Annotated in this window: 6 protein-coding genes; 2 read left to right on the top strand and 4 right to left on the bottom strand. The window is 47.9% G+C overall.

Going from position 1 to position 11085, the window contains the following annotated elements; all coding sequences use genetic code 11:
• The 3 genes from QNJ26_22190 to mnmG form a co-directional block, all read right to left on the bottom strand.
• A partial coding sequence (locus tag QNJ26_22190; GenBank protein MDJ0988264.1) for a zinc-ribbon domain-containing protein occupies positions 1 to 714 on the bottom strand: 714 nt, incomplete at its 3' end.
• A 446-nt stretch (positions 715 to 1160) separates the two neighbouring features.
• The gene (locus tag QNJ26_22185; protein ID MDJ0988263.1) at positions 1161 to 2078 is read right to left on the bottom strand and encodes a DnaJ C-terminal domain-containing protein; all 918 of its coding nucleotides are present in this window, start codon (positions 2076 to 2078) and stop codon (positions 1161 to 1163) included.
• 244 nt (positions 2079 to 2322) lie between these two features.
• Complete coding sequence (gene mnmG, locus QNJ26_22180) at positions 2323 to 4200, bottom strand: tRNA uridine-5-carboxymethylaminomethyl(34) synthesis enzyme MnmG (GenBank protein MDJ0988262.1); 1878 nt, start codon at positions 4198 to 4200, stop codon at positions 2323 to 2325.
• A gap of 246 nt (positions 4201 to 4446) precedes the next feature.
• On the opposite strand from mnmG, the gene QNJ26_22175 reads away from it, so the two are divergent.
• Positions 4447 to 5367, top strand: coding sequence for a TIGR01212 family radical SAM protein (locus QNJ26_22175; protein MDJ0988261.1), 921 nt, complete (start codon positions 4447 to 4449; stop codon positions 5365 to 5367).
• Between the two features lie 258 nt (positions 5368 to 5625).
• Positions 5626 to 8586 (top strand): PEP/pyruvate-binding domain-containing protein, encoded by a 2961-nt coding sequence (locus tag QNJ26_22170; GenBank protein ID MDJ0988260.1) that lies wholly within the window; start codon positions 5626 to 5628, stop codon positions 8584 to 8586.
• Positions 8587 to 9047: 461 nt separating this feature from the next.
• On the opposite strand, the gene QNJ26_22165 is transcribed toward QNJ26_22170, so the two are convergent.
• A complete protein-coding gene (locus QNJ26_22165; GenBank protein MDJ0988259.1) occupies positions 9048 to 10973 on the bottom strand; it encodes a hypothetical protein in 1926 nt (641 codons plus the stop codon).
• Positions 10974 to 11085: the final 112 nt, after the last annotated feature.

Below are 11085 nucleotides of genomic sequence, written 5' to 3'. Positions count from 1 at the left end.
GGCGACAGGTTCAGCTTCATCAGGTTCAAGTCCCAAATCCAGGTCCGGGTCGGCTTCCACTGCTGCTTCAGACGTTAGATCCTCCAATTCAATATCATCATCGGTGGCGACAGGTTCAGCTTCATCAGGTTCAAGTCCCAAATCCAGGTCCGGGTCGGCTTCCACTGCTGCTTCAGACGTTAGATCCTCCAATTCAATATCATCATCGGCACCTACCAAGTCTTCAAGATCCGATAGATCGAGCTCATCGCCGCCATCATCAGCACCCAACGCTAATGCATCATCGGTCGAATCAAGACTTGAATCTGCCGCAATGGCATCAGCTTCCGCAGCCTCGCCCAAATCTTCTAAATCCATATCCAGGTCCGGCAGATCGTCATCGCCCGCTTCAACCGCGCCCAGCTCAGGTTCTTCTATCTCAACGAGGAGATCGTCATCCGAGTCCAAACCCATAACATCTGAATCATCGTCTTCAACTGAATCCAGCGACAAATCATCGTCGTCAAAGTCCATCATATCATCAAGATCAGGCAATTCATCATCCATCTCAAGAGACAGATCTTCTGACGCTTGATCCAATTCAGGCGCAGCGGCTTCCGGATAAACGACGAATACGCTGCTGCATTTGGAACAACGGACTTTGGAGCCGGTATCCTTCACAAGACTGTCGTCAACGTTGAAACTCGATTCACATTCATTACAGGTAACAATCATTTCATACCCCATTAATTAAGATTTTATGTTGATTCTCCCGGGCTGACGACAACATTTTTCAGCCCGTGTTATGTTGGCTAAATCGCTCTTACGATCTTTTTAAGCAGGATCATTCCGGACAAGGAACAGTTGGAGCCGTAACTTGCAGCACGTAGATAACCGACCTTCACCAGAATGTGACGCCGCATGGTAAGATCGGCAAGAAAAATGAATGCATTTTTTTGAGTACCGCTAAAAATAGGTTCGCAGTCCCGGTTATCGGATGAACGTATGTGCACTGCGCTGGTATTAGATTTTTGTGATTCATCCCGGGGCAGGACCGACATCAGGTCAAGCATGCTGCCAAGATAAAATTCCGCGCACGTGCTTAGCAAATGCGGTGAATAAAAATAATCTGTAACTTAAAATTATCGTGAATACGCAAATTTGTCAATTATTTTTATTCGTTACATTCCTGTCGCGGCCAGCTCTGTGACGAGTTTTTTCTGTTCATCCGTCAGTTTTTTGGGTAATTTGAGCTGGATTTTTACATACAGATCACCTTTTTTGCTGCTTTTCATGTGCGGGAGCCCGTGGCCAGACATGCGCATTTTCGTGCCGGGCTTGGTACCGGGTGGGATTTTGAGGTTGAGTTTTTTATCGTCAAGGGTGGGCACTGAGATGCTGGTGCCTAATATGAGCTCGCTTAATCTTAATTCCTGATTCATATACAGATCATGATTTTCAACTTGATACACCGGGTCATGGGTCACCTTGGCTTGAATAAAGAGATCCCCGGGAGGACCACCGAGCGGGCTGGCGCTTCCTTTGCCGGCCAGTCTTAATTTTTTACCGGATATCAAGCCCTTAGGTACTTTAACCGTTACTTTTTCGGAATATCCCTGGTGTTGCAAGCTAATCGTTTTGCTGGTCCCGGTGGCAACCTCTTTGAGGGTCAACGGAAGTTCATAAACCAGATCTGCGCCTTTCATTCTGGCCTGCTGATGACCGCCTTGAGATCCAAATGGCCCGCCGCCGCCGAAATTGAAACGCGTTCCGCTGCTCCTGCCGCGGCCCGAATAAAAATCGCCGCCAAAACCGAATTCACGGAAAATATCGCCAAAGTCAAAACCTCTGAAAATATCTTCCTGAGTAAATCGCTGCTGAAAACCTTCGGCACCAAAGGTGTCATACTCTTTGCGCTTCTTTTTGTCACTCAAAACAGCGTACGCTTCACTGATTTTTTTGAATCTTTCCTCTGCCGCTTTATCACCCTTGGTATGGTCAGGGTGATATTTCATCGCCAGTTTACGATACGCTTTTTTGATATCCGCATCAGAAGCATTTTTTTTAATACCGAGCAATTGATAGTAATCTTCAGCCATAGGCACACGTCCCTGTTCAGTTAAAAACCAAATAAATAGATGATAATTATGGAATTTTTTATGTCTAGGATAAGTTGTTCAACCTACAGTGTCAAGGGGCCAAAGCTATCGCACTGCCGGTTTTTGGTGATTTGAGTCCTCGTCCTCGGTTATGTTCCAACCATGCCGTATTTTACAAACTACGTGCACCTGCACCCGTAATCAACTGCAAGAAAGAAGAGACCCGTAGCCAATGATCTGGTACCTAACCCGAACGGCTTGCTGCTTTAATGGCAACCATCAGCACCGACATGGCTGCCGGTGTTATGCCATCGATACGCGAGACCTGACCCAGAGAGGTCGGTTTGGTTGCGGACAATTTTTCCTTCAGTTCATTGGAAAGACCGTGCACAACCAAAAAGTCAAAGTTTTCCGGTATTTTCATCCGCTCCAGGTTTTTAAATTTTTCGATTTCAGCCAGCTGTTTTTGAATGTAGCCCTCATATTTGATTTCGATTTCGACCTGCTCCGTCACATGGTGGTCAATGGACATCGGGCCGGCAGCCAGCGTTTCAACCACATCGTAACCCAGCTCGACGCGCTTCAAAAGTTGGTCCAGACGGGCACCGCTTTGAATGGGCCGGGTTCCGGCGCTCTGCAAATATTGGTTAACACGATCATCCGGTTTGATCGTGATTTGCTTGATGCGCTGAATTTCATGCGCGATTTGCTCTTTGCGCGCCTTGATTTCTGTGAGCGTGTCTTTTTTGATGAGTCCCAGCTCGTGGCCCACTTCAACCAGTCGCAGCGCGGCGTTATCTTCTCTGAGCATCAGGCGGTATTCGGCTCTTGAGGTAAACATTCGATACGGTTCGCGGGTACCCCGCGTTACCAGGTCATCAACCATTACCCCCATGTAAGCCTGGGATCGATCCAGAATAAATGGCTTGCGCTTTTGGATCTGGCAGGCGGCATTGATGCCGGCCCATAGTCCCTGGGCCGCGGCTTCTTCGTAGCCGGAGGTCCCGTTAATCTGACCCGCCAAAAAAAGCCCAGTCACCCGATCGGTTTCGAGGGTGGGTTTGAGCTGGACGGGATTGACGTAGTCATATTCAATCGCGTAAGCCGGCCGCATAATTTCGGCCGACTCCAGTCCTTCTACCGATCGCACGAGTTGAATCTGTATCTCCAGCGGCAGACTGTTACCCAACCCGGAAGCATAGATTTCCTGGGTATCGATTCCTTCCGGCTCAAGGATAACCTGATGTTTTTCCTTGTCGGGGAATCGCACGATTTTATCTTCAAAGGATGGGCAATAACGCGCCGAGACCCCCTTGATCATACCGCCATAAAGGGCTGAGCGTTCAAGGTTTTGGTGTGCGATTTCATGGGTGCCTGGATTGGTATAGCCGATATGACATGGCAGCTGGGGCAGCTGAAGGACATCCGTAAAATAGGAAAAAGGGGTGGGGTCGGCATCCGATTCTTGGACGATGAATTTAGAAAAATCGATACTGGATTTTTTCAATCGCGGGGGAGTCCCCGTTTTCAGGCGACCCAGCTCAAAGCCCAATAATTTAAGATCGTCTGCCAGCCCATATGATGCAAATTCGCCGGCCCGACCGGCTTGAAACGAATTAAACCCGATGTGCAGCAGACCCCTCAAAAATGTTCCGGTCGCCAACACAACCGCCCGGGCCGGATAGCCAAATCCGAGGTAATCTTCTACCCCGGCCACCCGGCCGCCATCTACCACCAGTCGCCGTGCTTTTGTTTGCTTGAGATCCAAATTGGGCTGTGCCTCGACAACCGCCTTCATGGCCATATGGTAGCGAATCTTATCGTTTTGTGTGCGCGAGGAATGCACCGCGGGCCCTTTTTTGGTATTTAGTTTTCGAAAAGAAATGGCCGTTTTATCTGTTATTTTTGCCATTTCTCCGCCCAGCGCGTCCAATTCCTTAACCAGCTGTCCCTTGGCCATGCCACCGATTGACGGGCTGCAGGGCATGGCAGCCAGCTTGTCCAAATCGATCGCCATCAGCAAGACATCGCAGCCCATTCGCGCGGCAGCCAGGGCGGCTTCGCAGCCAGCATGACCCGCACCGACCACAATGATATCGTATTTTTTAAGATAATTTGCCATTGTAAGGCATCATTTGGTGCGCGTTAGATTGGAAACACAAACAAAGAAATTTTTACCACAAAATTCACCAAGAACACAAAGCAAGAATGATATATTTTTAATCTTCGTGCCTCTTCGTTTTTTTGGGTGGATATCAGTCAGGCCAGGCGATGGTTGTCAGCCAAAGCGTCCTGTGCTAAATACCGATTAACTAAACCTTACATGAGAAGTATATGTCCCGCCCACTTTATAATCAAGGTTTTGGCGATGGCAGCGCGCAAACGCTATAACGACTTCAATACTTATCTGCGCCAGATGTTTAATTGTCGGGTACAGAAAATCACCGTTGATGCCGGCATGACATGTCCCAATCGAGATGGAACGCTTTCAACCGGGGGGTGCATTTACTGCAACATTCGCGGATCCGGGACGGGTGCACACGCAAAGGGCCTGTCTATCAGCCAACAGCTCATCAACGGCAAAAACGCACTGTCGAAAAGATACAAGGCCAAGAAATTTATCGCCTATTTTCAGTCTTTTTCAAACACGTATGCACCGCTGTCATCTCTTGAAAGCCTCTACGAGGAAGCTTTGGGAGTTGATGATGTTGTCGGGCTTTCAATCGGCACCCGACCCGATTGTGTGGATGATGCGGTATTGGATTTACTGCAGGATTATGCCAGACACCACCTGATCTGGATTGAATACGGTCTGCAATCGGCAAGCGATGAAACCTTGGCCTATATTAACCGGGGCCACAATGTCCAATGCTTCAAGGATGCCGTCGCAAAAACCCGCAAACGGGGTATTATGATATGTGCGCATGTCATTTTGGGTCTTCCCAATGAATCAAGGGAAGATATGCTGCACACTGCCAAAACATTGGCGGCGCTTGAGATTGACGGTGTGAAGCTGCATTTGCTTTACGTGATCAAAGGAACCCCTCTGGAAAGTCTTTACCGGCAAGGCGACTTTAGATGTCTGGAACAGGACGCTTATGTAAATCTTGTTTGCGATTTCTTGGAACAACTTCCATCCGAATGCGTGATTCAGCGCCTGACCGGTGACCCGCATCCTGCCGAGCTGGTAGCACCGACCTGGGCGCTTCACAAAACTGAAACTCTGGAAAAAATTCGGCACACTCTGGAAAAAAGAGATTCTTGGCAGGGAAAATACTTCGGGCACTAAGCATGTCATTGGTGACTGACAGATGCATAATATTTAAGTGTTCAGTTATTAACAGCTTTGGGTGTCAGCTCTAGATAGGACTCAGGTGTTCCGCCGCAGGCGGATTCAGGTGTCAGGAATTTGAACTTGTTGAAAATCATCAGATTTTGCAAGGCATCTTTTCTCTGACACCTGAAACCTGACACCTGCTTGCAATAGATTGGTGATAGCCATATCTTTGGTATGTACAGTTAATCAGAAGCAAGCGTAATCTAATAAATGATGAATCAAAGATTTCTACAACCGACGGATTTTGATCTTTCGTTTAAGGTTTTTCATGAGCTCATGGCCAAGAAGGTCGCCGATATTCTTCTGGTCTCCAGCCCATATGATGCCTTTATCATGGAAGAAGAAGGCCGCCTTGCCGAGCGCATCATACATGAGTACCGCGGATTAAACCTCTCCCGTCCGCCGATGCTTTCCTGGGTGTCTTCTGCCCGTGAAGCATTGGATATCCTGGCACAAAAAAAATTTGACCTGGTCATCACCATGCCGCAGGTCGATGAAACCGATGCATATGAGTTGGGACGCCAGATCAAAACGCGGTTTCCGGACTTGCCCGTTTTTTTGATGATTCAGAATACCAGCCGGCATTTGCTCGACCGTCAGGATACGGATCGAACATTTATTGACCGCACTTATGTCTGGTTCGGAAACTCAGACCTGCTGCTGGCTTTGATTAAAAACCTTGAAGACCGCCTGAACGTCGCTTATGACACCCAACGCGCATGGGTGCGCGTTATCATCATTGTAGAAGATTCACCCATTTATTATTCATCACTGCTGCCGCTGCTGTACAAAGAGATCGTCAGTCAAACCCAGGCAGTCATGGAAGAATCCCTTAATGATGAACACCGCATTTTAAGGATGCGTGCGCGGCCGAAAATTCTGGTAGCCCAAACCTACGAAGAAGCCATCGATCTATACCAGAAGTATAAACCTTATTTGCTCAGTGTCTTTTCCGATGTTCGTTTTCCCAAAAGCGATAAACTCGACGACGAAGCCGGCTTTAAACTGCTTTCAAAAATTCGGCAAGACAACCCTGATCTGCCGCTGCTAAATTTCAGTTCCGAAGAGTCCAATCGCGCACAGGCGCAAAACATACCCGCCGTTTTTTTAAACAAAAATTCCGGAACGCTACATTCGGAAATACGCAGCTTTTTTATGCAATACCTGGGATTTGGCGATTTTATCTTTCGCCTGCCGGACGGCAAAAAAATCGACAAAGCCTCCGATTTGCGCGAAATGGAGAAAATATTGCCGACCGTCCCGGATGAGTCGGTTTTTTATCATGCCACCCGCAATCATTTTTCAAGCTGGTTGATGGCGCGTTCTGAAATCATGCTGGCTTCCAAACTCAAACCGGTTAAAATCAGCGATTTTAAAAGTGTTCACGAGGCCAAACAGTATCTGGTCTCCATCATTCGTGACCGCCGCATGGGGCGCCAAAAAGGCATCATTTCTGAATTTGATGCCGACCGTTTTGACCCGGATACGGATTTTTCCAAAATCGGCAAAGGCTCACTGGGCGGCAAAGCCAGAGGGTTGGCATTTATGTCGACTCGCCTGAAAAACCAACCCGAAATTCACGAAAAATTCAAAGATGTCACGATTACGGTTCCCAAAACGCTGGTGATTTCAACAGAAGGGTTTGATGCATTTATCAGCGAGAATAATCTGGGCGAAGTCGCCACCGGTGATGATAGTGATCCGGAGATTATTCGGCTATTTGCAAATGCCCGCATGCCCGCGATGCTGGAACGCGATCTGCATCACTATCTGAAACACGCCCGTTACCCGCTGGCCGTGCGTTCATCCAGCCTGCTGGAAGATGCGCAATTTCAGCCGTTTGCCGGCATCTATAAAACCTACATGATCCCCAATAATGATGATGACTTCGCCGTACGATACAAACAGCTCACTCTGGCCATCAAACTCGTGTATGCTTCCACCTATTGCGAAAGCGCACGCGCTTATGTCAAAAGCACTTTCCACCGCACCGAAGATGAAAAGATGGGTGTGGTTATTCAGCAACTGACCGGTGAGGCCTATGGGCAGCATTTTTATCCGGCGATCTCGGGTGTTGCGCAATCCTACAATTACTACCCTATTTCATATTTAAAGCCTGATGATGGCCTGGCGCATATCGCCCTGGGACTGGGAAGAATAGTCGTTGAGGGCGGCGCCGCAATGCGCTTTTCTCCCAGATATCCGCAGTTTCTACCTCAGTTTTCCACTGTCGACGACATTTTGGAAAATGCGCAACGCTTCTTTTATGCGCTTAACCTGAACGGTTTCCCAGAAGATCTTCTCACCAATGAGGACGCCACCCTTGAAAAACTCGATATCGATTCGGCCATGCACGATGCCCCTGTGCGGCTCCTGTGCAGCACCTACTCGGCCCAGGATCATCGCATCCGTGACGGCGTTCAGGCGTCCGGGTACCCGGTATGCACTTTTGCCAGCATTTTAAAATACGATGCGCTGCCCTTAGCTGAAATCCTGACTGAGATCCTGGCGATGGGCAGACAGGGCATGGGTTGCCCCGTGGAAATTGAATTTGCCGTTAATATGCCCTTGGACGCGGATCAGAAGCCCATATTTGAGCTGTTGCAAATCAGGCCGATGGCCGTCAACCAATCCAATCTGTCAGTAGAGATCCGTGATGATGATATCTCTAAAGCCTTTTGTTATTCAACCATGGCGCTTGGCAACGGTCAATTTGAAGAGATACGGGATATCATCTTCGTGCACCCGGATCGTTTTGATGCGGCCAAAACCGTCCAAATTGCGTCAGAAATCGCACAGGTGAATAAGGAGATGCGCCGACGCAATCAGAAATACCTGCTGATCGGTCCGGGGCGCTGGGGTTCTGCCGACCGCTGGTTGGGGATTCCGGTTCGTTGGCCGGATATCTCGGGCGTTGGTGCGATTGTAGAAACCACCATAGAGGGTTTAAAGGCCGACCCATCCCAGGGATCCCATTTTTTTCATAACATTACCTCATTGGGAATCAGTTATCTGAACACCTCAGAAGGGGGAAAGGATTTTATCAACTGGGAATGGCTAATGTCATTGCCAGCTGAGGCGGAGACCCCTCATTTAAGACATGTCAGCGTTGAAAAACCGCTGCTCCTTAAAATCGATGGTAAGGAATCTAAGGGCGTCATTATTCCATAGAAGCGGTTTGAAAACTCCATTTAACACTCGATGACTGTGTTCCAATTCGATTCAAAATGCTCGCGTACTATCGTGTACGCTCCACTTTCGAATCGAATTGACGCCTTGTCCTCGAGCGTGATCTGAAGTTTTGAAACCGCTTCCGTTTATACTATTGTTAAGATATTAAAAATGAAAGCTTAAGTGAAAGAAAGGTTCTTTAAAACAATTAGACTAGATGGTTTCCATATTTTAATTTGGAACGCTCAGTTTGGCCAAATCAAAATTGAGCGATTGTCGAGGTTGCCGCAGCTACACGAAAAATGCCGTTTCGCTATAGTTAGACTATGCGGAACGGCATTTGACACAGTAGATGCGGTAAGATCGGCAAGTCCGAAGGATTTCAAATTTTAAAATAAATATCGACAGAATTCCTAAAAAAAAATAATTTCATTTTTAAAATTTGAAACGCTCATTTAGGTTTACTTGATTTCGAAGCTATACTTACCGCTACCGCCGTATACCCTAAGAAAATACGGCGGTTGCACATTTCTGGGGATCTCAAAAGTTCTGGTTGTGCCCGGTCTCAGTTCAGCAGTGTACAGCCCTTTTCGATGGGCAACATTGCCGATCGACAACTTCAGCGGCTCACCATCCGTTGCCGTTGTAAACAAAATGGATTTCCCTTCACGGTCTGAAATCGAGTACCAGTCTTCTTCATCCAGATGGCCCAACTCTCCGGCAATGGACCGCCCTGCTGTGATCTTGACGGCCTCGGTAATCCGATCGCCGGCATCTTTACCCAATCCGGCATCATTTTGTTGTTCAGCACGAATTTCGAATTCGTAAGGGCTGTTGCCATCAAAGGCTTCAAGAAAGTAGATACCCCCGGTGGTGTTATTGGTCATCAAACGAGTCGATGCCGTGGTTCCGGGCAGCACGTCTTCCGATCGCCAGATCTCGATACCATCAACATTGCGAAAGGCAAATTTAATCGGACCGCCTTCGCTATCATTGGTAAGTGACATTGTCATGATGCTGCCGGCCGGCATATCAAATCGATACCAGTCCTTTTCATCATAGCCGCCCATCTCACCGGAAAAAGCACCACCCGGCACAATTTTAAGCGCATCCGCCATCTTGTCTCCCGCATCAGCGCCGGACGCCGCATCATTTTGCGATTCGACATAAATGTCAAACCCGTAGCGTCCGCTGCCGTAATAGGCTTCAAGATAATAGGTCCCGCCGGAAGTGGTGTTCATCATTACGCGTTTAAGCTTGGTTTCACCCGCTGGGACCACGCCGGAATACCATACTTCACTGTGTTCAAAACTTCTCAGTGAAAACTTCATCGCTTCACTGCTCTCACTGGGGCCGAAGGCAAGTTTTAGAATATGGCCCGGCGGGATATCGAATCGATACCAGTCTTCTTCATCAAAACCGCCCATCTCACCGATAAAGGAGCTATTGGTGTCGATGGCGAGCGCCTTGGTGATCCGGTCGCCAGCGTCGGACCCCGATCCGGCATCGTTTTGGCGCTCGATGAAAAGATCAAGCTTGTAAGAGCCGATACCGGAATAAATTACTGCAGTGTAGATCCCTGCTGAAAGATTGTTCATCAGCAAGCGCATCGAGCGGGTTGACCCCGAAGCGGTTTCACCGGAATTCCACAGCTCGTTTCCTTCAAAATCCCGCAGGGCAACTTTGATCAGCTCACTGTCGTCACCGGCGGTAAAATCCAGGTTTAAAATATTGCCGGGATCCAGGGCGAATCGAAAATAATCCTGCCGATCGTCTCCAGAAAGGGTCCCGGTTAAAATGCCGGAGGAAATCTCCATGCCCTGGTTAAAAGAATCATTGGGCTCTGCTTCGGTGATGGTTGTTTTCTCTGACCTTTGAGTCAGCTTCAAACCGGTTTCAGACTGTTGCGCAATAAAGTTACTCATTCGGCTCTGGAACTGATTTGAAATGACTGCCAAATCTTTTAGATTGCGCTCAATGTTGCCCAGTCTTGAATTGACAAGATCATAACGTTCCTGTTGTCTGGCCACCTGCGCTTCGGCAACCTGATGTGAAAGCCGGTCAATGCTTTGCTCGTATTGGCGAAAGTCGTCTTGGCATTTTAAAAACTCATCAAAGACAATCTTATCGTCGTGAAATAAAATACAGCAGGTTTTTAGATCGGCAGTTAATTGTGCCGATTGATCCAAGAGTTGCTGAAACTGTTCGTCATCTAAAAAAGTGCTGCCCCGTTTTTTAATGATATTGATCTTTTCCGCAAGGCTGACCGTAGTTTGATCAAATATGCTTGCGCAGGGGTTGGGTTTGGTCCTTAAACTGGAATACAGCAGGTAACCGGCTGCGATGACCACCACAATGCCAACTGCAGCTAAAAGTCTTTTTTTCATTCTCTTTTCCCGAAAACCATTCGCTAGTCTGGTCTGATATTAACCTGTCGGATTCTGATGCGCTGCAAGTAGTATATCATAGCTTTGAAGTATTTGTCTCAAGAAAAAGATT

This window comes from Desulfobacterales bacterium, assembly GCA_030066985.1.
Classification (GTDB): domain Bacteria; phylum Desulfobacterota; class Desulfobacteria; order Desulfobacterales; family JAHEIW01; genus JAHEIW01.
Note: the sequence above shows the minus strand (reverse complement) of the source record. Positions and strands in the feature narration are given on the sequence as shown.

What these genes read in the sequence shown, in the direction of transcription:
- QNJ26_22185 (MDJ0988263.1), bottom strand. Translation starts at nt 2,078, where the DNA reads ATGGCTGAAGATTACTATCAATTGCTCGGTATTAAAAAAAATGCTTCT.
- mnmG (MDJ0988262.1), bottom strand. Translation starts at nt 4,200, where the DNA reads ATGGCAAATTATCTTAAAAAATACGATATCATTGTGGTCGGTGCGGGT.
- QNJ26_22175 (MDJ0988261.1), top strand. Translation starts at nt 4,447, where the DNA reads ATGGCAGCGCGCAAACGCTATAACGACTTCAATACTTATCTGCGCCAG.
- QNJ26_22170 (MDJ0988260.1), top strand. Translation starts at nt 5,626, where the DNA reads ATGATGAATCAAAGATTTCTACAACCGACGGATTTTGATCTTTCGTTT.
- QNJ26_22165 (MDJ0988259.1), bottom strand. Translation starts at nt 10,973, where the DNA reads ATGAAAAAAAGACTTTTAGCTGCAGTTGGCATTGTGGTGGTCATCGCA.